General features: G+C 72.5%; 23 protein-coding genes, 1 tRNA gene and 1 pseudogene. 15 read left to right on the forward strand and 10 right to left on the reverse strand.

The features are described 5' to 3' along the window. Positions 1-17: 17 nt before the first annotated feature. The 7 genes from PVK37_RS10175 to PVK37_RS10205 all read right to left on the reverse strand — a co-directional run bounded on the left by PVK37_RS10175 (position 18) and on the right by PVK37_RS10205 (position 7,902). Positions 18-1,112: an Lrp/AsnC family transcriptional regulator gene (locus PVK37_RS10175; protein ID WP_275033577.1), complete on the reverse strand. Its 1,095-nt coding sequence runs from the start codon at positions 1,110-1,112 to the stop codon at positions 18-20. Beyond that, positions 1,109-1,957 (reverse strand): alpha/beta fold hydrolase, encoded by an 849-nt coding sequence (locus PVK37_RS10180; RefSeq protein WP_275033578.1) that lies wholly within the window; start codon positions 1,955-1,957, stop codon positions 1,109-1,111. The genes PVK37_RS10175 and PVK37_RS10180 overlap by 4 nt, the downstream gene beginning before the upstream one ends. Before the next feature lie 5 nt (positions 1,958-1,962). After that, positions 1,963-3,123, reverse strand: a complete 1,161-nt coding sequence (locus tag PVK37_RS10185) for a M24 family metallopeptidase (RefSeq protein ID WP_275033579.1) — start codon at positions 3,121-3,123, stop codon at positions 1,963-1,965. A 7-nt stretch (positions 3,124-3,130) separates the two neighbouring features. After that, complete coding sequence (locus tag PVK37_RS10190) at positions 3,131-4,063, reverse strand: ABC transporter permease (RefSeq protein WP_275033580.1); 933 nt, start codon at positions 4,061-4,063, stop codon at positions 3,131-3,133. Next, positions 4,060-5,025 (reverse strand): ABC transporter permease, encoded by a 966-nt coding sequence (locus tag PVK37_RS10195; protein WP_275033581.1) that lies wholly within the window; start codon positions 5,023-5,025, stop codon positions 4,060-4,062. Before PVK37_RS10195 ends, PVK37_RS10190 begins: the two co-directional genes overlap by 4 nt. Positions 5,026-5,092: 67 nt before the next feature. Further along, positions 5,093-6,694, reverse strand: a complete 1,602-nt coding sequence (locus tag PVK37_RS10200; RefSeq protein ID WP_275033582.1) for an ABC transporter substrate-binding protein — start codon at positions 6,692-6,694, stop codon at positions 5,093-5,095. After that, positions 6,694-7,902: a dipeptidase gene (locus PVK37_RS10205; protein WP_275033583.1), complete on the reverse strand. Its 1,209-nt coding sequence runs from the start codon at positions 7,900-7,902 to the stop codon at positions 6,694-6,696. The genes PVK37_RS10200 and PVK37_RS10205 overlap by 1 nt, the downstream gene beginning before the upstream one ends. 134 nt (positions 7,903-8,036) lie before the next feature. On the opposite strand from PVK37_RS10205, the gene PVK37_RS10210 reads away from it, so the two are divergent. The 7 genes from PVK37_RS10210 to PVK37_RS10240 all read left to right on the forward strand — a co-directional run bounded on the left by PVK37_RS10210 (position 8,037) and on the right by PVK37_RS10240 (position 15,737). Beyond that, complete coding sequence (locus tag PVK37_RS10210; protein ID WP_480212895.1) at positions 8,037-9,161, forward strand: ABC transporter ATP-binding protein; 1,125 nt, start codon at positions 8,037-8,039, stop codon at positions 9,159-9,161. Then, a complete protein-coding gene (locus PVK37_RS10215; RefSeq protein WP_275033585.1) occupies positions 9,148-10,233 on the forward strand; it encodes an ABC transporter ATP-binding protein in 1,086 nt (361 codons plus the stop codon). Before PVK37_RS10210 ends, PVK37_RS10215 begins: the two co-directional genes overlap by 14 nt. Before the next feature lie 181 nt (positions 10,234-10,414). After that, a complete protein-coding gene (rsmA, locus tag PVK37_RS10220; RefSeq protein WP_275033586.1) occupies positions 10,415-11,290 on the forward strand; it encodes a 16S rRNA (adenine(1518)-N(6)/adenine(1519)-N(6))-dimethyltransferase RsmA in 876 nt (291 codons plus the stop codon). 77 nt (positions 11,291-11,367) lie between these two features. Beyond that, positions 11,368-12,315, forward strand: a complete 948-nt coding sequence (locus PVK37_RS10225; RefSeq protein WP_275033587.1) for a 4-(cytidine 5'-diphospho)-2-C-methyl-D-erythritol kinase — start codon at positions 11,368-11,370, stop codon at positions 12,313-12,315. Between the two features lie 345 nt (positions 12,316-12,660). Next, positions 12,661-14,466: an ABC-F family ATP-binding cassette domain-containing protein gene (locus PVK37_RS10230; protein ID WP_275033589.1), complete on the forward strand. Its 1,806-nt coding sequence runs from the start codon at positions 12,661-12,663 to the stop codon at positions 14,464-14,466. Between the two features lie 168 nt (positions 14,467-14,634). Beyond that, entirely contained in the window at positions 14,635-15,090 is a 456-nt protein-coding gene (locus tag PVK37_RS10235) for a DUF4383 domain-containing protein (protein ID WP_275033590.1), read from the forward strand. 176 nt (positions 15,091-15,266) lie between these two features. After that, complete coding sequence (locus PVK37_RS10240) at positions 15,267-15,737, forward strand: DUF4383 domain-containing protein (protein ID WP_275033591.1); 471 nt, start codon at positions 15,267-15,269, stop codon at positions 15,735-15,737. 54 nt (positions 15,738-15,791) lie between these two features. Here the strand turns inward: PVK37_RS10240 and PVK37_RS10245 are convergent, their stop codons facing one another. Further along, on the reverse strand, positions 15,792-16,427 hold the full coding sequence (locus PVK37_RS10245) for a TetR/AcrR family transcriptional regulator (RefSeq protein WP_275035067.1): 636 nt from the start codon (positions 16,425-16,427) through the stop codon (positions 15,792-15,794). A 390-nt stretch (positions 16,428-16,817) separates the two neighbouring features. On the opposite strand from PVK37_RS10245, the gene PVK37_RS10250 reads away from it, so the two are divergent. The 8 genes and pseudogenes from PVK37_RS10250 to cysN all read left to right on the forward strand — a co-directional run bounded on the left by PVK37_RS10250 (position 16,818) and on the right by cysN (position 24,581). After that, positions 16,818-16,889: transfer RNA gene (locus tag PVK37_RS10250), tRNA-Gln, on the forward strand. Positions 16,890-17,052: 163 nt separating this feature from the next. After that, a pseudogene (gene glmU / locus PVK37_RS10255) lies at positions 17,053-18,521 on the forward strand (bifunctional UDP-N-acetylglucosamine diphosphorylase/glucosamine-1-phosphate N-acetyltransferase GlmU). Between the two features lie 40 nt (positions 18,522-18,561). Continuing rightward, complete coding sequence (locus tag PVK37_RS10260; RefSeq protein WP_275033592.1) at positions 18,562-19,542, forward strand: ribose-phosphate diphosphokinase; 981 nt, start codon at positions 18,562-18,564, stop codon at positions 19,540-19,542. A gap of 346 nt (positions 19,543-19,888) precedes the next feature. Continuing rightward, the gene (locus PVK37_RS10265; RefSeq protein WP_275033593.1) at positions 19,889-20,578 is read left to right on the forward strand and encodes a 50S ribosomal protein L25/general stress protein Ctc; all 690 of its coding nucleotides are present in this window, start codon (positions 19,889-19,891) and stop codon (positions 20,576-20,578) included. A 200-nt stretch (positions 20,579-20,778) separates the two neighbouring features. After that, a complete protein-coding gene (pth, locus tag PVK37_RS10270; RefSeq protein WP_275033594.1) occupies positions 20,779-21,369 on the forward strand; it encodes an aminoacyl-tRNA hydrolase in 591 nt (196 codons plus the stop codon). Positions 21,370-21,464: 95 nt separating this feature from the next. Further along, complete coding sequence (locus PVK37_RS10275; RefSeq protein WP_275033595.1) at positions 21,465-22,304, forward strand: inositol monophosphatase family protein; 840 nt, start codon at positions 21,465-21,467, stop codon at positions 22,302-22,304. A gap of 70 nt (positions 22,305-22,374) precedes the next feature. Continuing rightward, the gene (gene cysD, locus PVK37_RS10280) at positions 22,375-23,286 is read left to right on the forward strand and encodes a sulfate adenylyltransferase subunit CysD (protein ID WP_275033596.1); all 912 of its coding nucleotides are present in this window, start codon (positions 22,375-22,377) and stop codon (positions 23,284-23,286) included. Further along, on the forward strand, positions 23,286-24,581 hold the full coding sequence (cysN, locus tag PVK37_RS10285) for a sulfate adenylyltransferase subunit CysN (protein WP_275033597.1): 1,296 nt from the start codon (positions 23,286-23,288) through the stop codon (positions 24,579-24,581). Before cysD ends, cysN begins: the two co-directional genes overlap by 1 nt. A 110-nt stretch (positions 24,582-24,691) precedes the next feature. Here the strand turns inward: cysN and galK are convergent, their stop codons facing one another. Both galK and galE read right to left on the reverse strand, forming a co-directional pair. Next, positions 24,692-25,993 carry a galactokinase gene (galK, locus tag PVK37_RS10290; protein WP_275033598.1) on the reverse strand — a complete coding sequence of 434 codons (1,302 nt, stop codon included), beginning with the start codon at positions 25,991-25,993 and terminating at the stop codon, positions 24,692-24,694. Further along, positions 25,990-26,976 (reverse strand): UDP-glucose 4-epimerase GalE, encoded by a 987-nt coding sequence (gene galE / locus PVK37_RS10295; RefSeq protein ID WP_275033599.1) that lies wholly within the window; start codon positions 26,974-26,976, stop codon positions 25,990-25,992. Before galE ends, galK begins: the two co-directional genes overlap by 4 nt. Between the last annotated feature and the right edge of the window lie 21 nt (positions 26,977-26,997).

Here is a 26,997-nt window from a genome sequence, read left to right on the forward strand (position 1 = left end):
GCTGCCGTTCCGGACCCTCAGCCGCGGCGGCTGCGCGGGGTGCGCGGACCGCTGCTGCCGCCGGCCCGGGGCGGGGCGACCCGGGCCGGGCTCTCCTCTTCCCGGGTGTCGACGGCGGTGCCGGCGCTGAGCCGGCGGGCCGCCCACGGGGTGACCACGAAGCCGCGCTTCACGGTGAGCAGCTGCACCCCGGCGGTCCACGCCTGGATGCCGTCGATCCCGGCGAGGGTCTTGGTGGTGAACGCGAAGACGTCGGCGTGGCTGGGCAGGATCACCTCGCACATCAGCGACTCCTGCCCGAGGGTGGCGGCCACGTAGCGGACGCCGCGCAGCGCGGCCAGTTCCCGGGCCACCGCGTCCAGCCGGGCCGGGGCGACCGACAGCCAGAACAGGATCTCCGCCTCGAAACCGAGCGCCGCCGCCGGCACCAGCGTGATCACCTGTACGCAGCCGGCCTGGTACAGCGTCTCGAACCGGCGGCGGACGGTGCTCTCGCTGACCCCCAGGCCCAGCGCGACCGCCTGGAAGCTGGCCCGCCCGTCGGCCTGGAGGGCGGACACGATCCGCTCGTCCAGTTCGTCGAGGTGCCCCGGGGTGCAGTCGTGCACCGGCGGCGGGCCGGCGAGCTGGCCGGCGTTGCTGAGCAGGTGCTGGCTCCACTCGTGGTTGGACTTGTAGGTGTGCAGTTCCAGGTCGGCGACGCTGCCCTGCACCCCGGGTGTGGCCTGCAACCCGTTCAGCAGCACGCTGTGCATGCTGGTGCCCTTGGGCACCATCACCTCGGCGACCAGGTCGTACACCCCGGTGACCAGGGCGACGAAGCGCACCTCGGGCATCGCGGCGAGCGCCTGGGCCGCCGGCAGTTGGCTCCCGGGCGAGCAGCGGATCCGGACGATCAGCAGGTCGGCCGGGCCGCCGCCGCCCGGCTGCGGCACGGCGGCCACCTTGACCAGCTCGTCGGCGAGCAACTGCTGGGCGCGGCGGGCCACGGTGGTCACCGACGTGCCGGTGAGCTGCGCGATGTCCGTCCAGCTCGCCCGGCCGTTGACCTGGAGGGCGGCCACGATGCGCCGGTCGGTGAGGTCGAGGTCGTACATGTCGATGGGCATCATGCCGTAGGCGTCGCCAGTTCCGCCAGGAACGCGCGGACCACCGACTGGAACCGTTCGGCCTCTTCGAGTTGCGGGGAGTGTCCGGAGTGCTCGAACACCACCAGCCGGGCGTCCGGCACCAGGGACGCGATGGTCTCGCTGCACGCCACCGGGGTGATCCAGTCGTGCCGGCCCACGGTGACCAGGGTGGGGCAGGTGATCCGGGGCAGCAGCGGGGTGATGTCGTAGTTCGGCTGGTTGACGGCGAACGCGTAGTTGTGCGTTGCGTACCGGTAGGGGGTGGCCTCGACCCGCAGCCGGACCTTCGCCCAGTCGAGGTCGTGGTCGTAGAGCGGGAGGATCTCGGCCCAGCAGTCCTTCAGGTCGGCGTCGTCGCGCACCGTGCCGGACATGATCCGGTCCAGTTTGGCCCGGTCGATCTCGACCCGGGACGATGCGAGCGCGTTGCGCAGGGCCAGTTCCTGGTTGCTGTGGTCGGCGGCGGTGTCCCGCAGGACCAAGCCGGCGACCCGGTCCGGGTAGCGCAGCGCGTACTCCATGGCGATGAAGCCGCCGTACGAGCCGCCGGCCATCACGATCCGGTCCGCGCCCACCCAGGCGCGCAGCCCGTCCACGTCGGCCGCCCACTGCTCGTGGGTGAACGGCGGGTTCCCCTCGCTGACGCCGGAGCCCCGGGCGTCGAAGACCACCACCCGGTACGTGTCGGCGAACGGCCCGAACGAGGCGCGCGGCTCGGCCAGCGAACCCAGCCCGGGCGCCCCGTGGTGGACGATCATGGTGGGTTTGCCGGGGCCGTCGCCGAGCACGTCGACGTTGAGCCGGTTGCCGTTGATCTCCACGAACATGTCCGTCAGGCTCCGATCACGATGCGGTCGAGGTCACGGGGGTAGCTGGTCAGCCGCTCCGGGCCGTCCGCCGTGACCAGCACGGTGTCGGAGATCCGGTAGCCGGCGTGGCCGGGCACGTAGACACCCGGCTCGCTGGACAGGACCATGCCCGGTTCGAGGACGGTCTCGTCGCCGTCGGCGACCCAGGGCGGCTCGTGGAAGCCCAGCCCGATGCCGTGCCCCTGCCGGTGCCGCAGGTACCCGGCGAGCCCGGCCCGGCGTACCACGTCCAGGCAGGCGCGGTTGGCGTCCACGCAGCGGGTGCCGGGGCGCAGCGCGGCCGTGCCGACCTCCTGCGCCAACCGGACCACCTCGTAGTACCGGCGCTGCTCGGCGGTGGGCTCACCGAGCAGGAAGGTCCGTTCGCTCTCCACGAACCGGCCGCCCACCGCGCAGCCCAGCGACAGCATGAACGGCTCACCCCGGCGCAGCCGGTCGCCGCCGGGCAGCCGGTGCGGCTGCGCCGAGTTCGCGCCGCCGTACACCAGGCCGCCGGTGAGCATCGGCACGACCACCACGTCGTCGTGTTCGGCGTACATCATCCGCGTGCCGAACCGGGTGACGTGCCCGGCGAGTTCGGTCTCGGTGGGCAGGTCGTCGGGGCCGGCGGCGGCGACCAGGCGGGCCCCCTCGGCGAGCATCGCGTCGGCGATCCGGGCCGCCTCGGTGTGCAGGACGATCTCCTCGGGCGTCTTGACCAGCCGCAACCGGCCGACCAGGTCACTGGTCACCGGCTCGGCCCCGGGGAAGGCGGCGGCGACGGCGGCGACCCGGCCGACCGAGGTGGACGCGGCGTGCCCGAGCCGGCGGGGTGCCACGTCGACCGCGTCGGCCAGCACCGCGAACGGGCTGCGCTCACCCGGGAACTCCGGGTAGACCACCAGGGTCGCGGCGGCCCGCTGGTCGGCGGCGTACTCCCGTTCCAGGTCCGGCACCAGTAGCAGCACCTCGCCCGCCCGGGGCAGGTAGACGACCACCGGCCGTTCGTTCGGGAAGTGCGCGAACCCGGTCAGGTACGCCACGTCGAGCGGGTCGTCCAGCAGCAGCGCGTCCAGCCCGGCCTCGTCCAGGCCGGCGCGGACCCGGTCGTGCAGGGCGGTGAAGAAGGACGGTGGCAGTCGCACCGGGAGGTCACCTCGTCCGGGGGTTGCGGGCGTCGTTGTACGCCACGGCGAGCAGGGTGGTGGCCACCACCAGCAGCAGGATGGCCAGGGACGGGAAGAGGGTGGTCCACCACGCGGTGGCCAGCGACCCGGAGCGCTGGGCCTGGTGCAGGATCGTCCCCCAGGACCAGCTGTTCGGGTCGCCCAGACCGAGGAAGGACAGCCCGGCCTCGGAGAGCACCGCCCGGGACGTGGTCAGCACCACCGACACCGCGATGACCGGGGCCACCCCGGGCAGCACGTGCCGCCGGATGATCCACAGGTGCGAGCCGCCGATCACCCGGGCCGCCGACACGTACGGCATCGGCACCACGGCCAGCCCCTGCGAGCGGACCACCCGGGCCACCTCGGGCCAACTGAACAGGGCGATCACCACGACCAGGGTGGTCACGCTCGGCCCGGCCAGCGCGGCGACCAGGATCATCAACGGCAGTACCGGCAGCGACAGCGACAGGTCGACGATCATGCCGAGGACGGCGTCGGCCCACCGGAAGTAGGCGGCGGCCACCCCGACCAGGACGCCGATCACGATGGCCAGCAGGCTGGCCGCCAGGCCGACCACGATGCTGACCCGGGTACCCCAGACCACCTGGGCGAAGACGTCCCGCCCCAGGTCGTCGGTGCCGAACCAGTGCGCGGCGCTGGGGCCGGCGAGCACGTCCTCGCCGTACCCGCTGGGGTAGTCGGCGATCAGCCCGGCGGCGACCGCGACCACCATCAGCACGACCAGCACGGCCGCGCTGACCAGGCCGAGCGGGTTGCGGCGGAACGCCTGCCAGGTCTGCTGCCCCACCGACTCGGGTGGGGCGAGCGCGGTGCCGGACTCGGGTCCGCCGACGGTGTTCTCCGGCGGTCCGCCGACGGCGGGGTCCGGCGGGACGGGGGTCAGGGGAGTGGTCATGCGGTCCGTACCCTCGGGTCGAGCAGTCCGTACGCGATGTCGGTGAGCAGGTTCGCCACGATCACCGCGAAGGCGAGCATCAGGAAGGCGCCCTGGAGCACCGGGAAGTCGAGCTGGCCGACGGCCTCGAAGATGCTCCGCCCGACGCCCGGGTAGGCGTAGATGCTCTCGGTGAGCACCGCGCCGCCGACCAGGAAGCCGAGTTGCAGGCCGACCAGGGTGGTGGTGGGCAGCAGGGCGTTGCGCAGCGCGTGCCGCCAGACCACCCGGCGTTCCGGCACGCCCTTGGCGCGGGCGAGCGTGCAGTAGTCCTCGCCGAGCGCGTCGATCAGCGTGCTGCGCAGGGTGAGCACGTACGAGCCGAGCTGCACCAGCACCAGCGACAGGCAGGGCAGCACCAGGTGCTGGGCGATGCTCGCCCAGGCGGCCAGGCCGTACACGTCGTCGTCGATGGCGCCGCCGATGGGCAGCAGCCCGAACTGCACCCCGAAGACGTACAGCAGGAACACCCCGATGCTCGGGACGAACAGCGACTGGCCGGTGATCCCGCCGACCTGGATGAGCCGGTCCAGGGTGCCCTTGGCGCGGGTGGCGGCGGCCACGCCGAGCGGGATGCCGAGCGCGACGGTGACCGCCAGCGCGGAGCCGGCCAGCAGCAGCGTCCACGGCAGCCGTTCCAGCAGGATGTCCAGTACCGGCTGGTTCTGCCGGAAGGAGACCCCGAGGTTGCCCTGGGCCAGTTGGGTCAGGTACTCCCAGTACTGCACGCCCAGCGGCCGGTCCAGGCCGTAGTCGCGGAGCAGGTCGGCGCGGAGTTCCTCGGTCATGCCGGGGTCGGCGATGGCCAGCGCCGGGTCACCGGGCAGGAGGCGGAGCAGGAAGAACGTCACGGTGACCGCGAACCACATGGTCAACAGGCCGCGCAGCAGGCGGCGTACGACGAATCGGATACCGGCGGACACGGCGCCTCCTTCGCGGGGTCGGGGTGTACGGAAGGGCCCCCTGGTGCCCGGGGGCCCTTCCGTACGGTCAGTTGTCGGTGGCCTGGGCCAGCGACTGCGGGTTGACGATGGAGAGCAGCTCGCTCGGCTGGACGAGGAAGCCCGACCAGTCCGCCGAGTGGGCGAAGGTGAACTCCTCGACGTAGAGCACGTTGTCGTACACCTGCTCCGAGATGATCTTCGCGGCGGCCTGGATCGCGGTCTTCTGCTGCGCCTGGTCCAGGTAGCCCCGGGACTCGTTGATCAGCTTGTCCAGCGCCGGGTCGCAGGCGTTGGCGTAGTTGATGAACCCCTTGCAGGTGAAGGCCAGGGTCAGGTTGGCCGGCGGGTTCTCCATGATCGCCCAGGAGCCGGCGTAGATGTCGTAGTCCCGTTCCTTGGTCTTCGCCAGGTACGTGTTGCGCTCCAGGCCCTCCAGCTTGATCTCGATGCCGGCCTCCTTGCTGGAGTCCCGCACCAGCTGCGCCCACTTGGCGATGTTCGGGTCGGCCTGGTCGTAGATCATGCGCAGGCTGAGCCCGTCGAACAGCCCGTCGGCGTTGCCGTCGGTGAAGCCCGCGCCGGTGAGCAGCTGCCGGGCCTTCGCCGGGTCGTGCGCGTACTCGGTGGCCGACGGGTCCTGCCACTGCTTCAGGGTCGGGGTGAGCACCGAGGAGTTCGACGACACCGCCGACCCCTGCAACGCCACCCGGCGGATCGCCTCGTAGTCCACCGCCGCCGCCAGGGCCTGCCGGACGGCGAGCTGGTCCAGCGGCTTGCGGGCCAGGTTGTACTGCATGTGCGCCCAGCCCAGCGACGGCACCTTGACCAGCTTGAGCTTGCTGTCGCCCTCCAGCGTCTTCGCCAGGGCCGGGGGCAGCGCGTTGGCGATCAGGTCGATCTCGCCGTTGCGCAGCGCCAGCGCCTCGGTGTTGACGTCCGGGAAGACCCGGAACACCACCTCGGCGGCCTTCGGCCCGCCGTCGACCAGCGGGTAGTCCGCCATCCGCTTGAGCACGTACCGCTGGCCGCGCTCGACGGTGGTGAGCTGGTACGGGCCGGCGGACACCCAGTTGGCGTCGTTGGCGAACTCCTGGACGCTGCCGACCTTGCCGAAGACGTGCTCGGGCACGATCGGCATCCAGAAGCCGACGTTCTCCAGGAACGTGCCGTCGGCCTGGGAGAGGGTGAACTCGACCTTGGTCGGGGAGACCGCGGTCGCCTTCTGGAAGGCCGGGATCAGGCCGGCGACCACACCGATCTTCTCCTTGGCGACCGCCTCGATGGTGAAGACCACGTCGTCGGCGGTGACCTTCTCCCCGTCGCTCCAGGTGAAGTCGTCGCGCAGGGTCACCGTGGCGCTCTTGCCGTCCGGCGCGTACGCCCACTCGGTGGCCAGGTACGGCGTCCGTACGCCGTCGAGGCCCATGCCCATCAGGCGCGGGTACATCAGGTTGGTGACCCAGGTGTCGGTCCGGCTGTTGCCGACCAGCGGGTTGTAGTTGACCACGTCGGCGGTGGTGCCGATGACCAGCCGGTCGGGTCCGCCGGACTCCCCGCCGGAGTCCGGGTTGCTGGGCGAACAGGCGGTCGCCAGCCCTATCGACAGCAGGCCCATCGCCGTGGCGAGGGTCCGCAGGGTGCCACGCATCAGTGCCAGACCTCCTCAAGAACGCGCAGGATGTTGCCCCCCAGGACCTTGCTGATCTCGTCGTCCGAGTAGTCGCGGCTGACCAGCCAGGAGACGATGTTCCAGTAGCACTCGGCCGGGTTCTCCAGACCGTCGACGTAGGGCACCCGGGGGTGCTCGACGTGTCCGTGCGCCTCGGCGATGGACAGGTGTGCGGCGAAGGTGTCGTGCAGCCCGACGTGGTCCCCGAAGAGGGTGTCCGGGCCGAACGCCACGTGGTCGATGCCGACCAGGTCCACGCAGTGGACGAAGTGGTCCATCACCGACTCGATGGAGTGCCGGGGGTGGGCGGCGGAGAGGGTGGTGTGCGGTGCCGCTTCCAGGCCGATCACGCCGCCCCGCTCCGCGCAGGCCACGATCACGTCGTCCGGCTTCATCCGGTTGGTGGGCCACACCGTGCGGGAGCCGGCGTGCGTGATGAAGATCGGCTTGGTGGAGTGGGCGATGGTGTCCAGCGAGGTACGGTCGCCGGAGTGTGAGACGTCGATGGCGATGCCCAGCTTGTTCATCCGGCGGACCGCCTTCTCCCCGAAGTAGGTCAGTCCGCCGTCGCGGCGCTCCTTGAGGCCGCCGCCGAGCGTGTTCGCCTCGCTGTAGGCGATGCCCATCTGCCGGACCCCGAAGCCGTAGAGCATGTCGATCCGGTCCAGCTCGTTCTCGATCATGGTGGCCGCCTCGGTGGCGAGCACCAGACCCATCCGGCCGGTCTCGTGCGCGTACCGGATGTCGGCCAGGTTCTCCACCCGGATCAGGTAGTCCTGGTGGGCCAGGTCGGACAGCCGCATCCCCAGGTCGGCGACCACGTCGGTCCACTTCCAGCCCATCTGGCTGGTCACGCAGCAGGTGCCGTCCATCAGGTTGTCGAAGACGGCGGTCATCCCGGACCGGGCCAGGCCGGCGTAGCCGGTCCGGTGCCGGGCGGTGCGGTTGTAGTCGACGGTCTCGCTGATGTCGGCCGGGAAGACCGACGGGTGGTCGTGCAGGGAGATGACGATCTCGTCGGTGAGCAACCGGACGACCCGCTCGCGCTGGGCGTCCGAGAGCGCGACGCCCTGGTACGCCGGCACCCGGTCGAGTTCCGGCGCGAGCGCGAACTCCCGGTAGTCGGAGCCGGCCTCCAGGTAGCTGTAGGACGTGTACCCGGTGTAACGCGGGGCGGGGTCGAGCACCCGGTTTCTCCCTTCGGTGTTCGTCGATCGGCCCTCGGTGGTGGCGGGAGAATCCGTCGCGGGGGGCCGGTCTCGGTGCTGAATGTCGGCGCTGTGCGACGAGACATTGCCAGGATCAGGCGTGACGTGTCAATATGCAGTCCATCTCCGGCGCTGATCGGGGGATCGGTGCCAGAAATCGTCACGTCACGAAATCTGGCGGAAACCAAGGGGGTCCGGTGAGTCCACGGCCGACACGCACAGTCACCGGTCCCGAGGTGGCCGCCCGGCACGGGACGGCGCTGCGGGTACGCGGCCTCGACGTCACCTTCACCACCCGACGCGGCGACGTGCCCGCCGTCCGCGGCGTCGACCTGGACGTGGCGGCCGGCGAGGTACTCGTGCTGCTCGGCGAGTCCGGATCCGGCAAGTCCGTCACCGCCCGCGCGGTCATGGGCCTGCTCGACGGCGGGAACGTCCAGGTGCGTGCCGACCGGATCGAGGTCGCCGGACACGACGTCGCCACCGGCGACCCGGACCACGTCCGTACGCTGCGCGGCAGCACCATGGCCCTGGTCTTCCAGGACGCGCTGTCCGCCCTCAACCCGGTGCTCTCCATCGGCGACCAGCTCGGCGAGGTGTTCCGGCTGCACCGTGGCGCGTCCCGGCGGGCCGCCCGCGCCGAGGCGGTGGAACTGCTCCGGCTGGTCGGCATCCCCGCCCCGGACCGCCGGGTCCGCGACTTCCCGCACCAGTTCTCCGGCGGCATGCGGCAACGCATCCTGATCGCGATGGCCGTCGCGCTCGGCCCCCGGCTGCTGATCGCCGACGAGCCCACCACCGCCCTCGACGTCACCGTGCAGGCGCAGATCCTCGACCTCATCGACCGGCTCCGCCAGGAACTCGGCATGGGCGTCCTGCTGATCACCCACGACCTGGGCGTCGCCGCCGAACTCGCCGACCGGGTCGCGGTCATGTACGCCGGCCGCATCGTCGAGACCGGCACCGTCGCCGACACCCTGGACCACCCGGCCCACCCGTACACCGCCGCGCTGCTGCGCTCCGTACCCGACCTGCTGGACCCCGGTGAACCGCTCCGGCCGATCCCCGGCAGCCCGCCCAACCTGCTCGCGCTCCCTGACGGCTGCGCGTTCCACCCCCGCTGCGCCCGCGCCGACGACCGGTGCCGTGCCAGCCGGCCGCCGCGCCGACCACTGACCGGCCCCGACCGGACCGTCGCCTGCCACCACCCCGAGGAGGACGCCGATGCCGCCGTCTGACGACCCCGCCGGCCGTCCCCCCGCCGCGCCGGCCCTGGCCGCGCGGTCCGGCTCACCCGCTCCGGCGGCCGACACCCCTGCCGCGCCGGCCGGGAGCGGGCCGGTCGGTGAGCCGCTGCTGGTCGCCAGCGACGTGCGCAAGTCGTACCGGGCCGGCCGGGGCACCGGATCCGCCCGGGTGCACGCCGTCGACGGGGTCGACCTGACCGTGGCCGCCGGCGAGACGCTCGGGGTGGTCGGCGAGTCCGGCTGCGGCAAGTCCACCCTGGCCCGGATGCTGGTCGGGCTGGAACGCCCGGACACCGGGTCGGTCCGCTTCGCCGGCAGCGACCTGGCCACCACCCGGGGCGGCCGTCGCCGCGAGCTGCGCCGGGCCGTCCAGATGGTCTTCCAGGACCCACTGACCTCGCTCAACCCCCGGCTGCCGGTGCTCGACCTGATCGCCGAACCACTCGACGTGCACCGCCTGGTACGCGGCACCGCCGCCCGCCGGGACCGGGTCGCCGAACTGCTCCACCTCGTCGGGCTGGCGCCGGACATGATGCACCGCTTCCCGCACGAGTTCTCCGGCGGACAGCGGCAACGCATCGGCATCGCCCGCGCCCTGGCCACCGAACCCCGGGTGGTGGTCTGCGACGAGCCGGTCTCCGCGCTGGACGTGTCGGTACAGGCTCAGGTGGTCAACCTGCTCGCCGAACTCCAGCGGCGGCTCGGGCTGGCCCTGGTCTTCATCGCCCACGACCTCGGGGTGGTCCGGCACGTGTCGCACCGGGTGGCGGTGATGTACCTGGGCCGGATCGCCGAGGTCGGGTCGGCCACGGCGGTGTACGGGCAGCCGGCCCACCCGTACACCCGGGCGCTGCTCGGCTCGGTGCCGGTCCGGCACCCGTCCCAGCGCGGCCGGCAGCGGGTCACCCTGGTCGGCGACCCGCCCAGCCCGGTCGCCCCGCCGCCCGGCTGCCGCTTCCACACCCGCTGCCCGATCGCCCAAGAAATCTGCCGCACCACCGAGCCGCCCACCGTCACCGGCGCCGGCGGCAGCCTCGCCGCCTGCCACTTCCCGGCCGGCTGAACCGACCGGTCCGCCGGCGGTAGCCGTCGGCCGGTGGGGCGGCGGTGGCGTCGCCGGCCCGGGTTGCCGGTCGGCGTGACGGGGAGGCCCGGCCCCGGCGGCGGTACGGTGCCGGGGCCGGTCCCGCGCGACCCCGCCCGGCGGGCGGGGCCCGGCGGGGACGCACGTAGGCTGTGGGGCCATGGCCGCAGACCTGCTCGGCCCGGCGGAGATCCGGGAGTTGGCCGCCCAGCTCGGCGTGGCGCCGACCAAGAAGCTCGGCCAGAACTTCGTGCACGACCCGAACACCGTGCGCCGGATCGTCACCGCCGCCGGGTTGGCCCCGGACGACGTGGCGCTGGAGGTCGGCCCGGGGCTGGGCTCGCTCACCCTCGGGCTGCTCCCGACCGCCGGGCACGTGCACGCCGTGGAGATCGACCCGGCGCTGGCCGGGGCACTGCCGGCCACCGCCGCCCGGTTCGTCGGCCCGGAGGCCGCCGCCCGGCTCACCGTGCACCGGGCCGACGCGCTGCGGGTCACCGCCGCCGACCTGGCCGACCCGGCCCCGACCGCGCTGGTGGCGAACCTGCCGTACAACGTGGCCGTACCGGTGGTGCTGCACCTGCTCGCCGAGCTGCCCAGCCTGCGGCACGGGCTGGTGATGGTGCAGAAGGAGGTGGCCGACCGGCTGGTCGCCGGCCCCGGCTCCAAGGTGTACGGCATCCCGTCGGTCAAGCTCGCCTGGCACGCCCACGCCCGCCCGGCCGGGAAGGTCCCGCCGAACGTGTTCTGGCCGGTGCCGAACGTCGACTCCGGGCTGGTCGCCTTCACCCGGCGCGAGCCGCCCCGGCCGGACGTACCCCGGCAGCGGGTCTTCGCGGTGGTGGACGCGGCGTTCGCGCAGCGCCGCAAGACGCTGCGCGCCGCGCTGGCCGGCTGGGCCGGTGGCGCGGACCGGGCCGCGGCGGCGCTCGTCGCGGCCGGCGTGGACCCCGGCGCCCGGGGCGAGTCGCTGACCGTCGAGCAGTTCGCCGCGATCGCCGCGTCGGCTCCGACCGGTACGCCCGCCGCCCAGTAGGCTGACGCCGTGTTCGCCGAGGAGCTGATCATGGAGAAGTCGTTCGACATCCGGCTGCGCGTCCGGGGCGTCACCCCGTGACCGAGGCGTGGCGGCCGGACGGCGACGATCCCCGGGCCGCCAGCGGTCCGGTCCGGGTCCGGGTGCCGGCCAAGATCAACCTACGGCTCGGGGTGGGGCCGCTGCGCGCCGACGGCTACCACGAGCTGAACACCGTCTACCACGCCATCTCCATCCACGACGAGCTGACCGCCCGCCGGGGTGACACCCTCAGCCTGACCATGGAGGGCGAGGGCACCGGCGAGCTGGCCCTGGACGACAGCAACCTGGTGATCCGGGCCGCCCGTGCGCTGGCCGCGTACGCCGGGCGGCCCGCGCACGCCCGACTGCACCTGCGTAAGCAGATCCCGCTGGCCGGCGGGCTGGCCGGGGGCAGCGCGGACGCCGCCGCCACCCTGGTCGCCTGCGACACCCTCTGGGGCACCGGCCTGGCCCGCGACGAGCTGGCCGCGATCGCCGCCACCCTCGGCTCCGACGTGCCGTTCCTGATCCACGGCGGCACCGCCCTCGGCACCGGCCGGGGCGAGGCGGTCAGCCCGGTACTGGCCCGCCCCACCTCCTGGCACTGGGTGGTGGCGATCGCCGACGGCGGCATCTCCACTCCCGAGGCGTACCGGGAACTCGACCGGCTCCGCGACCGGGGCACCGCCCCCGAGCCGATCGGCAGCACCGACGGGCTGCTGGCCGCGCTCCGTCAGCGGGACCCGGCGGTCCTGGCCGCCGCCCTCGGCAACGACCTCCAGGCCGCCGCCCTGTCGCTGCGGCCGGCGCTGGCCGACACGCTGAAAGCCGGCGAGGCAGCCGGCGCGCTCGCCGGCATCGTCTCCGGGTCCGGCCCCACCTGTGTCTTCCTCACCCGGGACGCCGCCGACGCCGAACGGATCGCCGGCGAGCTGGCGGCGGCCGGAGTGTGCCGGCAGGCGCGTACCGCCCACGGCCCGGTGGCCGGCGCCCGGATCGCCTGACCCACGTCCCCCGGCTGGAGCGGCTCCTCCCGGCGTGCTGGTTGCTGGTTCGCGGTGCCGGTTTGCGGCACAAGGGGCCTGACGGTGGCAGGGACGACGCCGATCTGCCGCAACTGGTGAGTCGTTCGCCGGCCCGCGGCGGGTCGGGGCGCGCACCGGGTCCAGGTCGGGCGCGCACCGGACCCGGGTCGGGGCGCGGCACCGGGCGTGGGCCGGCGGGGGGCGTGGGCCGGCGGCGAGTCGGTCTCGGAGCGGGGCGGGCCGGGACGGGCGGCTAGGCTTGGTGCCGGCGTCCCGTGGTGCCCGACACCGCACCGGGACGCCTTGATCATGAGAGGTGGGGTAGTGGCCAACATCGTCAACCTGGACCGGGTGTCCAAGGGGTACGGCGCGGCCGGGCCGCTGCTCACCGACGTCTCGCTCGGCCTGGACGACGCCGACCGGATCGGCGTGGTGGGGCTGAACGGGGCCGGCAAGTCGACCCTGCTGCGGATGCTGACCAAGCAGGAGGAGCCGGACGACGGGCGGGTCACCCACCGCCGTGATCTGCGGGTGGCCTGGCTGCCGCAGGCGTTGACGCTGACCCCCGAGGCCACCGTCCGGGACGTGGTGCTCGGCACCGCCTGGCTGGGCGAGAGCATGGGGGCCGAACACGAGTGGGCCGGCGACGCCGGGGTGCGGGCCATCCTGGACGGGCTGGGCATGCCGTACCTGGGTCTCGACCAGCCGGTCGGCCCGATGTCCGGCGGGGAGCGGCGGCGGGTGGCGCTCGCGGCGCTGCTGGTCCGCGAGTCCGACCTGCTCATCCTGGACGAGCCCACCAACCACCTGGACGTCGGCGGCGTCGACTGGCTGGCGAAGCACCTGCTCGGCCGCCGGGGCGCGCTGGTGGTGGTCACCCACGACCGCTGGTTCCTCGACGCGGTCTGCACCAACACCTGGGAGGTCGCCGACCAGACGGTCCGCGCCTACGAGGGCGGCTTCGCCGCCTGGACGCTGGCCCGCGCCGAACGGGAACGGGTCGCCGCCGCCACCGAGGCCCGCCGGCAGAACCTGCTCCGCAAGGAGATCGCCTGGCTGCGGCGCGGCCCGCCGGCCCGGACCTCCAAGCCGAAGTTCCGGATCGACGCGGCCAACGCGCTGATCGACGACGTCCCGCCGCCGCGCGACACCATGTCGCTGCAACGGCTCGCCACCGCCCGGCTCGGCAAGCAGGTGTACGACCTGGAGCAGGTCACCCTGCACGCCGGCCCGAAGGAGATCCTGCACGACGTCACCTGGCAGGTCGGCCCCGGTGACCGGATCGCCATCCTCGGCGCGAACGGGGCCGGCAAGACCACCCTGCTGCGGATGCTCGCCGGGGTGACCCGCCCGGACGGCGGGCGGCTCGGCACCGGCTCCACGGTCCGGCCGGCGTTCCTCTCCCAGGAGCTGGCCGAGCTGCCGAGCGAGCTGCGGGTGCTGGAGGCGGTGGAGGAGGTGGCCCGGCGGGTCCAGCTCGGCGACCGGGAGATCTCCGCCGCGCAGCTCGCCGAGACGTTCGGTTTCGACGACCGGCGGCTCTGGACCCCGGTCGGCGACCTGTCCGGTGGGGAACGCCGCCGGTTGCAGATGCTGCGACTGCTCGCCGCCGAACCCAACGTGCTGCTCTTCGACGAGCCGACCAACGACCTGGACACCGACACCCTGGCTGCCCTGGAGGACCTGCTCGACTCCTGGCCCGGCACGGTGATCGTGGCCAGCCACGACCGGTACCTGATCGAGCGGGTCACCGACGTCGCGTACGGCATGTTCGGCGACGGCCGGCTGGTGCACCTGCCCGGCGGGGTCGACGAATACCTGGCCCGCGCCGCCGGGCGCACCGCGCCGGCCCGCGCCGACGCCACCCCGGCGACCGGCCCGACCCCCGCCGCGACCGCCGGCATGTCGGCGGCCGAGGCCCGGCAGGCCCGCAAGGAGCTGACCCGGCTGGAACGGCAGCTCGGCAAGCTGGAGCAGAAGGAGACCGCCCTGCTCGACCAGCTCGCCACGCACGCCACCGACTACGCGAAGGTCGCCGAACTCGACGCCCAGCTCAAGGAGGTACGCGCCGAACGGGAGCAGACCGAGGAGACCTGGCTCACGCTGGCCGAGGAGATCCCCGGGAGCTGACCGCCTCCGGACCCGTCGGGAGATCCCGCCGACGGCCGCCACCTCGACCGGCTCCCGCCCGAGCCGGCCGTCCGGGGCCCGTCGGGTGGGGTCCGTTGCAGCAGCGTCACCCGCGATGCGGGAGAATCGTTCGCGAACCCTCATCCGTTCGGCGTTGGAGACTCAGACATGGCCCACACCCCCGTCAACCATCCCGCGCGGCCGATCTACCGGGCGATCGGCGGGCTGACCGGTCTGTACCTGGTGGTCTTCGGTGTGCTCGGCGTCATCGCGAGCCTCGGCGACGAGTTCTTCGCCCAGGATGACACCAAGGCCCTGGGCCAGGGGACCAATCTCGCTTTCTCGCTGCTCAGCATCCTGATCGGGGCGCTCGTCCTGGCCGGCACCGCGCTCGGCCGCAACCGGGACGTGGCGATCAACCAGTACACCGCGTACGGCCTGATGGTGATCGCCATGTTCAGCCTGGCGTTCCTCCAGACCGACGCGAACATCCTCAACTTCAGCGTCGCCACCGTGGTCGTGACCATGCTGCTCGGCCTGGTCCTGCTGATGGTCGGCATGTACGGCAAGGTCGGCACCGAGGAGGACCAGAAGGCCTGGCAGGACGCCCGCCTGCTGCTCTGACGGCCCGGACGCCGGGTTCGCCCGCGACGAGGCTCGCGGACGGTGCTGGCCACGACGGCCATCGGAGCCATGGCCGCGGCGGATTCCGACGACGGCGCGCGGCGGTTCGCCGGACACCCTCCCCCGTTCCAGGTGACAATCCGGGAGATCGGTCACCGAAGACGGAGGAGGGTGTCATGCCGCACTTTCCGGTCAACCATCCGGCGCGTCCGCTGTACCGGGCCTTCGCCGGCCTCGTCGGCGCGTACATCCTGGTCTTCGGGGTCTGGGGCCTGGTGGAGACCTGGGGGCAGCCGCTGTTCGACCGGGGCAGCCACTGGGCGCTGGGGCTACGGACCAACCTGGCCTTCTCGCTGGCCTCGGTGGCCTTCGGGATCGTGCTGCTGGTCGGCGCGTCCCGCCGGGGCAACCTCGGCCACTACATGAACCTGACCGCCGGGGTGGTCTTCATGGTCACCGGAGTGGCGATGATGAGCGTGCTCCAGACCAGCGCGAACTTCCTGAACTTCTCGATGTCCACGGTCATCGTGTCGATGATCTTCGGGCTGCTGCTGCTCGCCACCGGTCTGTACGACAAGGTCGGCCCGGCCGACCACGCCGAGGCCGAACGGCGGGGCCGCAACCACACCATCGCCAGCCCACGCTGAGCCGTCAGCCTGCCGCCACCGGGCCGCTCCCGACGGCCCCGGTCGCTCCGGCCCTCAGCGGCCCCGGACGGTGATCAGCCCGGGTTGCGCCTCCAGGTGCGACAGGCCGTTCCAGGCCAGGTTCACCAGGTGCGCCGCCACCGTCTCCTTGCGGGGCCGACGCACCTCCAGCCACCAGCGCCCGGTGAGCGCCACCATGCCCACCAGCGCCTGCGAGTACAGCTCGGCCAGCTTCGGGTCGTACCCCCGGCTCTTGAACTCGGCACCGAGGATGTGCTCGACCTGGTGGGCCACGTCGTTGAGCACGCTGCTGAAGTTGCCGGTCGCGGAGAGCAGCGGCGACTCCCGGACCAGCACCCGGAAGCCGCTGGTCTCCTCCTCGATGTAGCTGAGCAGCGCCAGTGCCGCCTGCTCCAGCAGTTCCCGGGGGTGCCCGGCGGTGAGCGCCGTGGTGATCCGGTCCAGCAGGGCGCGGACCTCCCGGTCCACCACCACCGCGTACAGGCCCTCCTTGCCGCCGAAGTGCTCGTAGACCACCGGCTTGGAGACCTTCGCCCGGGCCGCCACCTCCTCGATCGACGTGGCGTCGAAGCCGCGCTCGGCGAAGATCTGCCGGGCGGTCGCGATGAGCTGCTCCCGGCGCTGCGCCGCGGACATCCGTACCCGGGAGGACGGTTTGGCCGCCGGCACCGCCCGTCGCCGGCCGTCGCCGACGCCGGTCCCGCCGTCGCCGCCGGTGGCGCGCGCCGTGCCGTCACCCCGCTCACGTTCGGCGGGGCTCTGGCGGGGGACGGTGCCTCGGGAGTGCTCGTTCACGCTGCCGCCCCACTGGCGTCCGGCCGGATGGTGCTCCTGCTGGCTCCGACCGTACCCGTGGTGGACCCGTCCACCCGATCGGCCCGTCGTCCGGTCCTGCCCCCGTTGCGCCCAGTCACCCGGCAATACTGCCAGGTACCTCCCGGCGGCACCGCCCGGTTTCACCCGCCGCCCGGCAGCCAGCGGGCCGGGCCGGGTGGGGCAGGGAGCCCGATGTGAGCTTCGTGGTACGGGTGGGAGACGCTAAGCTGTCTGGCGTCACATTCGGCCGTGGTGTAACTGGCAACACCCAAGATTTTGGTTCTTGTGTTTCAGGTTCGAATCCTGGCGGCCGAGCGTTCTGCTGTGGGTGATCCCCGCTCCTCGGGGTATCAAAGGGGCTAACCGCCTGATCTGGTTAGCATGACCGCAGACTGTCCGACCGCCGACGGGAGCATTCGTCGTGTCCCAGCCGCACCCCCGCATCGTTGTCGTGCTCGCCGCAGGTGAGGGCAAGCGGATGAAGTCGGCACTGCCCAAGGTGCTGCACCCGCTGCTGGGACGGACCCTGGTCGGTCACGTGCTGGCCGCCGCCGCGCCGCTGGGCGCGGAGCGCACCGTGGTCGTGGTCGGGCACGGCGCCGACCAGGTCCGGGCGCACCTGGCCGAGGTCGCGCCGGAGGCCACCCCGGTGCTCCAGGCGCAGCAGCTCGGCACCGGGCACGCCGTCCGGATCGCCCTGGAGGCGGTGCCGGAGGCCGCCGGGACGGTCGTCGTCATCAACGGGGACGTGCCGCTGCTCCGCCCCGAGACGGTGGACGCGCTGGTCGGTGCGCACGAGGAGGCCGGGGCGGCGGCCACCGTGCTGGCCGCCGAGGTGCCCGACCCGACCGGCCTCGGGCGGATCGTCCGGGACGCCGCCGGGCACCTGGAGCGGATCGTCGAGGAACGGGACGCCACCGCCGTGCAGCGGGCCATCCGGGAGATCAACGCCGGCATCTACGCCTTCGACGTGGTCCGGCTCCGGGCGGCGCTGGGCAAGCTCTCCACCGACAACGACCAGGGCGAGGAGTACCTCACCGACGTGTTCGGGCTGTTCTCCTCGGCCGGCGAGCCGGTGGCGGTGCACTGCGCCCCCGACCACACCGAGACGCTCGGCTGCAACGACCGGGTCGAGCTGGCCGCGCTGCGGCGGCTGCTGCGGGACCGGGTCAACGAGGCGTGGATGCGCAGCGGCGTCAGCCTGCTCGACCCGGACACCACCTGGATCGACGTGACCGTCACCGTCGAACGGGACGCGGTGATCGACCAGAACACCCAGCTCCGGGGTGCCAGCGTGGTCGGGGCCGGCGCGCTGGTCGGGCCGGACGTGACGCTGGAGGACACCGTGGTCGGGGCGGGCGCCAGCGTGGTCCGCAGCCACGCGGTCGGTGCCGAGGTCGGGCCCCGGGCCAGCGTCGGCCCGTACGCGTACCTGCGCCCGGCGGCGAAGCTGGCCGAGAAGGTCAAGGTGGGCACGTTCGTCGAGGTGAAGAACTCCGAGATCGGCACCGGGTCGAAGGTGCCGCACCTGACGTACGTCGGGGACGCCACCATCGGCGAGCAGACCAACATCGGTGCGGCGTCGGTGTTCGTCAACTACGACGGGGTACGCAAGCACCGGACGGTGATCGGCAGCCACGCCCGGACCGGCGCGGACAACATGTTCGTCGCCCCGGTCGAGGTGGGCGACGGCGCGTACACGGCGGCCGGGTCGGTGATCGACAAGGACGTGCCGCCGGGCGCGCTGGGGGTGGCCCGGGCGCGGCAGCGCAACATCGAGGGCTGGGTGGCGATGCGCCGTCCGGGCACCGCCGCCGCCGAGGCCGCGCAGCGGGCCGGGGAGGATGCGCCGCAGTAGTGCGCAGGGCAAGGGAGGGTGAGGCAATCCACGGGAGCGCCTGGGCGGTTCGATGGGCCGCCGGGGAGGTAGATACTGCAACCGAGTAGTCCCGGATCACCACCACCTACCACTGGGAGCAGACGGTCCATGGGCAGCATCGTCGCCGAAAACCGCAAGAGCATGATGCTCTTCTCCGGACGCGGCTTTCCGGAGTTGGCCAAGGAGATCGGTGAGGTGCTCGGCGTCGCGCCGACTCCCGCCGACGCGTACGAGTTCGCCAACGGCGAGATCTTCGTACGGTTCAAGGACTCGGTGCGTGGCTCGGACGCCTTCGTGGTGCAGTCCGTGACCCACGGCGTCAACACCTGGGTCATGGAGACCCTGATCATGGTCGACGCGTTGAAGCGCGGGTCGGCCAAGCGGATCACCGTGGTGCTGCCGTTCTACCCGTACTCGCGGCAGGACAAGAAGCACCGGGGCCGGGAGCCGATCTCGGCCCGGCTGATCGCCGACCTGCTCAAGACGGCCGGGGCGAACCGGATCCTCACCGTGGACCTGCACACCGCGCAGATCCAGGGCTTCTTCGACGGCCCGGTGGACCACCTCTTCGCGATGGACATCCTCGCCGAGTACGTGGAGCGCAAGTACGCGGGCCGGCCGATGACCGTGGTCGCGCCGGACTCGGGCCGGGTACGCGTCGCCGAGCGGTGGACCGACCGGCTGGGTGGCTGCCCGCTGGCGTTCATCCACAAGACCCGCGACCCGCTCAAGCCGAACCAGGTGGTGGCGAACCGGGTGGTCGGTGACGTGGAGGGCCGGGTCTGCCTGATCGTCGACGACATGATCGACACCGGTGGCACGATCGCCCGCGCGGCGGACATCCTCCAGGAGTCGGGCGCGGCGGACGTGATCGTGGCCTCCACCCACGCCCTGCTCTCCGACCCGGCCACCGAGCGGCTGAAGAACAGCCCGATCAGCGAGGTGGTGGTGACCAACACCCTGCCGCTGCCGCCGGAGAAGCAGCTCGACAAGATCACCGTACTGTCGATCGCGCCGCTGCTGGCGCGGGCGATCCGGGAGGTCTTCGACGACGGTTCGGTGACCACCCTGTTCGGCGGCCTGAGCTGACGTCGGCGACGGCGGGACGCCGGTCGTCCCGCCGTCACCGGACGGTCGCCGTCCGTGGTCGTCGGGGTTCAACCGGACCCCGTGGTCGCGGTTTCGCCGGACCCCGAAACGGGGTACGGGTCAATGGCACGGGGACTGCTGAAGGGCGCGGAAAGCGCTCGGGTAGACTGGTGCGGTTGCCACGGCGAGGGTGCCCTGCGGGCCGCTGAGAAGCGCCGCACGGAGTGCACCGTCATCGACGCGGTGCTCCGGGCAGTCCGTCGGACAGATGCGCCCCAGCGAGCCCCTCGCCCCAGCACCGCCAGACGACAAAAGCCGCCGTAGCGAAAGCATCAGGAGTTTCCCCGTGTCCGAGGTAAAGATCAGCGCCGAGCCCCGCACCGAGTTCGGCAAGGGTGGTGCCCGTCGTACCCGCCGGGCCGGCAAGGTGCCCGCCGTGCTGTACGGCCACGGCGAGAAGCCCAAGCACATCGCGCTCCCGGCCCGCGAGTTCGCCGCCGCGATCCGCAAGGGCGGGGCGAACCAGCTCTTCGCGATCGAGGTCAGCGACGGCACCCAGGTGCTCGCCCTGCCGAAGGCGATCCAGCGTGACCCGATCAAGGACACCTTCGAGCACGTGGACCTGCTCCTGGTCCGTCGCGGCGAGAAGGTCACCGTCGAGGTGCCGGTGCAGCTGACCGGTGAGGCCGCCCGGGACACCCTGATCGTGCACGACCACGACACCCTCTCGGTGACCGCCGACGCCACCAAGGTGCCGGACCACCTCGAGGCGTCCATCGAGGGCCTTGAGGCCGGTACCCAGATCACCGCCGCCGACGTGGAGCTGCCGGCCGGCGTCGAGCTGGCCGCCGACCCGGAGACGTCGGTCGCCGCGGTCACCGCCGCGCCGACCGCCGAGCAGCTCGAGGCCACCCTCCCCGAGGTCGAGACGGCCGCCGAGGAAGAGGAGGCCGTGGAGGCCGCCGAGGGCGCCGAGGCTCCGGCCGCCGCCGCGGAGGGCGAGGAGGCCCCGGCCGAGGCGAAGACCGAGGCCTGATCGAAGGCATGTGGCAGGCGTCCCCGATCGGTTCGGGGGCGCCTGCCGTCGTATCGGTGGGGTGACGCATGCCGGGTTGGTTCGGATGGTGGCGTCGGCGCGGACGGCCACGGGCTGCGGTTCCGGCCCCGGCTGCGGTTCCGTCCGGAGCCCCGGCTGCGGCGCCGGGTCGGGTCGGCGAGACAGGAGAGGCGGAGCGGGTGGCGGACGAGGACCGGCCGTGGCTGGTGGTCGGCCTGGGCAACCCGGGTCGGGAGTACGCCGGCAACCGGCACAACGTCGGCTTCATGGTGGCCGACCTGCTCGCCGCCCGGGTGAGCGGGAAGTTCGGCCGGCACAAGCGGGCGATGGCCGAGGTCGCCGAGGGGCGGCTGGGCTTCGGCGGGCCGAAGCTGGTGCTCGCCAAGCCGTTGACCTACATGAACCTGTCCGGCGGTCCGGTCGCCGCGCTGGCGCAGTTCTACAAGATTCCCCCCGCCCAGGTGGTCGCGGTCCACGACGAACTGGACGTCGGGTACGGGCAGTTGCGGGTGAAGTGTGGTGGCGGCGAGGGCGGCCACAACGGGCTGCGCTCGATGACCAAGTCCCTGGGCACCAAGGACTACGTCCGGGTGCGGTTCGGCATCGGCCGTCCGCCGGGTCGGCAGGATCCGGCCGACTACGTGCTGTCGGACTTCTCCGCGGCTGAGCGCAAGGAACTGGAGTTCCTGGTGGACCGGGCGGCCGACGCGGTCGAGTCGGTGATCACCAAGGGTGTCGAATGGACGCAGAACGCGTACCACGGCGGTTGAACCGGGTGGTCGGACGGCCGCGAGCCGCAGGCGGCCGCCGTGCGGACGGCCGGTAGTCTGCGGCTTTGGGTGTGGCCCGAGCGGCGGGAGTAGGCATGGGCAGTCCTCCGATGATCGACGGCGCGTTCGCCCGGTGGCTGGCGACCCGGGCCGGGCAGGCGCTGCTGGACCTCCGGGCGGAGCTGGGCTTCGCCGACCCGGGGGCGCTGAAGTCGGCCGGGGACAAGGTCTCGCACGACCTGATCCGGACGGAGCTGGCCCGCTGGCGGCCGGCGGACGCGGTGCTCTCCGAGGAGGACGAGGGCTCGCGGCTGGCCTGGGCGGCCGAGGTGAACGCCGGTGCGGTGTCCCGGCTGACCGCCGACCGGGTGTGGATCATCGACCCGCTGGACGGTACCCGGGAGTTCTCCGAGGAGGGCCGGTCGGACTGGGCGGTGCACGTGGCGCTCTGGGCGCGGAACGGCTCCGCCTCGCACGGGCTGGTCGGCGGGGCGGTGGCGTTGCCGGCGCAGCACCGGGTGCTGGGTACCGACCAGCCTCCGGCGTACCCGCCGATGACCCTGGCGGCGGCGACGGCCGGTGACGGCCGGACGATCCGGCTGGCGGCCAGCCGGTCCCGGCCGCCGGTCTTCCTGACCGAGCTGGCCGGGGAGGTCGGGGCGGAGCTGGTGCCGATGGGTTCGGCGGGGGCGAAGATCGCGGCGGTGGTGACCGGTGAGGTGGACGCGTACATCCACGCCGGCGGCCAGTACGAGTGGGACTCGGCCGCGCCGGTGGCTGTGGCGACGGCCACCGGGCTGCACGCTTCCCGGATTGACGGATCTGCGCTGAAATACAACGAGGCGGATCCGCGCCTGCCGGACCTGCTGGTCTGCCGCAAGGATCTCGCCAGTCGGTTGCTTGCAGCGCTGCAGCGGCACTCCGGGGTAGCCTGACCCCACTTCCTGAGGTGTCCGACCGGAAAGGTCTGGAATCCATGAGCCGAGCACGAACCGAGTCGACGTCATGACCGCCCCCGCGGCCTACCGCGTCACCCACCTGGACGCGTTGGAGGCGGAGAGCATCTTCGTGATGCGTGAGGTGGTGGCGGAGATGGAGCGGCCGGTGCTGCTCTTCTCCGGCGGCAAGGACTCGATCGTGATGCTCCGACTCGCCCAGAAGGCGTTCGCCCCGGCGAACATCCCGTTCCCGGTGATGCACGTCGACACCGGCCACAACTTCCCCGAGGTCCTGGAGTACCGGGACCAGCGGGTCGCCGAACTCGGCCTCCAGTTGATCGTGGCGAGTGTGCCCGAGGCGCTGGAGCGCGGCCTGGTCCGCGAGTCCGCCGACGGGATGCGCAACCGGATCCAGACCCCCGTCCTGCTGGACGCGGTGGAGAAGCACCGGTTTGATGCGTTGTTCGGTGGGGCGCGTCGGGATGAGGAGAAGGCGCGGGCGAAGGAGCGGGTGTTCTCGTTCCGGGATGAGTTCGGGCAGTGGGATCCGAAGAATCAGCGGCCGGAGTTGTGGTCGTTGTACAACGGTCGGCATCATCCGGGTGAGTCGATTCGGGTGTTTCCGTTGTCGAACTGGACCGAGTTGGATGTGTGGCACTACATCGCTCGGGAGCGGATTCCGTTGCCGTCGATCTACTTCGCGCACGACCGTGAGGTGGTGGACCGGGACGGCATGCTGTACGCCGTCAACGAGTTCTTCCGTCCCCGGGCCGGTGAGGAGCCGTTCAAGACCACCGTGCGGTACCGCACGGTCGGTGACGCGTCGTGTACTGCTGCGGTGCGGTCGGATGCGGACACGGTGGAGAAGGTGATCGAGGAGGTGGCGGCGACTCGGATCACGGAGCGGGGTGCGACCCGGGGTGACGACCGGGTGAGTGAGGCCGCGATGGAGGACCGTAAGCGGGAGGGCTACTTCTGATGAGCGCCGAGACGATCGCGCCGGAGACGTCGGCCCGCCCGATGGACCTGCTCCGTTTCGCCACCGCCGGAAGCGTCGACGACGGAAAGTCGACCCTGATCGGGCGGCTGTTGTACGACACGAAGTCGTTGTTCTCGGATCAGTTGGCGGCGGTGGAGGCGGTGTCGGCCGCCAGGGGTGACGAGTACACCAACCTGGCTCTGCTCACCGATGGTCTGCGCGCGGAGCGGGAGCAGGGCATCACCATCGATGTCGCCTACCGCTATTTCGCCACCCCGAGGCGGAAGTTCATCATCGCCGACACCCCGGGGCACATCCAGTACACCCGGAACATGGTGACCGGGGCGTCCACGGCCGATCTGGCGTTGATCCTGGTGGATGCCCGGAAGGGTCTGGTGGAGCAGTCCCGCCGGCACGCCTTCCTGTGCTCGTTGTTGCGGGTGCCGCACCTGGTGTTGTGTGTGAACAAGATGGACCTGGTGGACTGGTCGCAGGAGGTGTACGACCGGATCGCCGACGAGTTCACCGCGTTCGCCGCGAAGTTGGACGTGCCGGACCTGTCGGTGATTCCGGTGTCGGCGTTGCAGGGTGACAACATCGTGTCCCGGTCGGAGAACATGCCCTGGTACGAGGGCCCCTCCCTGCTGCACCACCTGGAGCATGTGCACATCGCCTCGGACCGGAACCTGGTCGACGTGCGGTTCCCGGTGCAGTACGTGATCCGCCCCCAGTCGACCACGGTCACCGACTACCGCGGTTACGCCGGTCAGGTCGCGTCGGGGGTGGTCAAGCCGGGTGACGAGGTGATGGTGCTGCCGTCGGGGTTCATGTCGCGGGTCGCGGCGGTGGAGACCGCGGACGGGCCGGTGGAGGAGGCGTTCCCACCGATGTCGGTGACGGTCCGGCTGACCGATGAGATCGACATCTCGCGGGGGGACATGATCTGCCGGCCGAACAACGCCCCGGCGGTGACGCAGGACATCGAGGCGATGATCTGCTGGATGGACGAGACCCGACCGTTGCAGGTGGGTGGGAAGTACACGATCAAGCACACCACCCGCACTGCCCGCGCGATCGTCCGAGGGCTGCACTACCGGCTCGACATCAACACCCTGCACCGCGACGACACCGCCGGTGAACTGAAGCTCAACGAGATCGGCCGGGTCCGGTTGCGGACCACGATCCCGCTGCTGGCGGACGAGTACCGGCGTAACCGGACCACGGGTGGGTTCATCGTGATCGACGAGACCACCAACCGGACCGTCGCCGCCGCCATGATCGTCGACACCGCCTGACCGGGGCGGCCAACCGTACCGTTCCGCCCCGACCGGGCCGGGGTCCGGTGACCGCGCCCCGGCCCCGCCCGTCCGCCACCCGGGGACGAGCGGGGCGGGCCGGTGATCCGCTACAGCCGGGTGGCACCCGGGGCGGGGCTGACCGGCACGTGACCGGGCGCGGCGAACCCGCGCTCGGCGTACGCGGCGGTCACGGCGTCGGCGACCGCGTCCACCGAGGACGCCTCGACCAGCGCCAGGACGCAACCGCCGAAGCCGCCACCGGTCATCCGGGCACCCAGCGCCCCGGCCGCCAGGGCCGCCTCGACCGCGACGTCGACCTCCGGGACGGTGATCTCGAAGTCGTCCCGCATCGAGGCGTGCGAGGCGGTCAGCAGCGGGCCGACCTCACGTACCCGGCCGGCGCGGAGCAGAGCGACAGTGTCCAGGACGCGCTGGTTCTCGGTCACCACGTGCCGGACCCGCCGCCGGGTCTCGTCGTCGGGCAGCCCGGTCAGCGCGTCGGCCAGCCCGTCGGTGGGTAAGTCCCGCAGCGCCGGTACCCCCAGCAGCCGGGCCGCCTGCTCGCAGCTCGCCCGGCGGGACGCGTACTCGCCGTCGGCGTGCCGGTGCGGGGCCCGGCTGTCCACCACCAGCATGGCCAGGCCGGCGGCGTCCAGGTCGAACGGGATGTGCTCGACGGCCTCGGTGCGGCAGTCCAGGAACAGCGCGTGCCCCTCCCGGCAGCGGATCACCGCCGACTGGTCCATGATCCCGGTCGGCGCGCCGACGTAGGCGTTCTCGGCGCGCTGGGCCAGCCGGGGCTGCCGTTCGGTGGGCAGGTCCAGCCCACCCAGGTCGACCAGGGCGGCCAGCACCGCCGCCTCCAGCGCCGCCGAGGAGGAGAGCCCGGAACCCAGCGGTACGTCGCTGGCGACGGCCAGCCGTGCGCCCGGTACGGCGTACCCGGCCTCGCGCAGCGCCCAGACCACCCCGGCGACGTACGCACCCCAGCCGGTGACCCGGCCCGGGGCGGTCGGCTGCCCGCCGACCTCGGCCGGTCCGCCCAGGTCGGCGGCGGTGAAGGTGACCGCCTCGTCGGCCAGCTCGGAGCAGACCGTCCACTCCTCGCCGGGTTGCCCGGCGGCGGCGACCACCGTACGCAGGGAGAGCGCGAACGGCAGCACGTACCCGTCGTTGTAGTCGGTGTGCTCGCCGATCAGGTTGGCCCGCCCGGGAGCCGCCCAGCGGCCGGCGGGCGGACCACCGTACCGCTGCCGGAAGCCGGCGGTGGCGCGGTCGGCGACGGCACCCCCGGCCGGGGCGGTGACGGTCGGCGCGGTGTGGCCTCCGGTCCCGGCGACGGCCTGACCGGCGCGACCCCCGGCCCCGGCTCCGGCTTCGGCTCCGGCGGTGGTCGGCGGCGGGGTCACGGCTGCTCCCGCAGGACGTGCGTGCGGTAGAAGGCCCAGGCGTCGCCGACCATGTCGTGCAGGGTCGGCTTCTCCGGCACCCAGCCCAGCTCGGCGCGGGCCAGCGCGGCGGAGGCGACCAGCTCCGCCGGGTCGCCCTCGCGGCGGGGCGCGACCTCCACCGGCACGGGTTTCCCGGTGACCTCGCGGACCACCTCGACCACCTGCCGGTTGGTGAACCCGTTGCCGTTGCCCAGGTTGTAGATCCGGTGCTGGCCGGCGGTGGCGGCGGTCAGCGCGAGCAGGTGGGCGCGGGCCAGGTCCTCGACGTGGATGTAGTCGCGCACGCAGGTGCCGTCGACGGTGGGGTAGTCGTCCCCGAAGAGCTGGAGCTTGTCGCGGCGGCCGGCGGCGACGTCCAGGGCGATCGGGATGAGGTGGGTCTCCGGGTCGTGCCGCTCGCCGATGGCGACGCCGTCGCGCAGGTACGCCCCGGCGACGTTGAAGTAGCGCAGCGAGACGGCGGCCAGGCCGTGCCCGATCGCCTCGGAGGTGAGCGCCATGTCGACGGCGAGCTTGGTGGCCCCGTACGTGTTGGTGGGGGCCTTGACCGCGGTCTCCGGGATGGGCAGCTCGACCGGGTTGCCGTAGACCGCGGCGGTGGAGGAGAAGACCAGGCGGGGCACCCCGGCGGCGCGGACCGCGTCGAGCAGGGCCAGCGAGCCGACCGTGTTGTTGTGCCAGTACAGCTCGGGTCTCACCATCGACTCGCCGGCGGCGATCAGGGCGGCGAAGTGCAGCACCCCGTCGAAGCCGGCGTCGGGGGTGAGCACGGACGCCGCGTCGTGGACACCGACGGCCAGGTGGGTGGCGTCGGGGGCGAGCGCCTCGGCGTGGCCGGTGCGCAGGTCGTCGAGGACGACCACCCGGTGACCGGCGTCGAGCAGCATCCGGGTCACCACGCTGCCGATGTAGCCGGCTCCTCCGGTGACGAGCAGTTTCACGTCGGTCCCTCCTGACCGGCC

It is taken from the genome of Micromonospora cathayae (assembly GCF_028993575.1).
In the GTDB taxonomy this organism is placed as follows: Bacteria; Actinomycetota; Actinomycetes; order Mycobacteriales; family Micromonosporaceae; genus Micromonospora; species Micromonospora cathayae.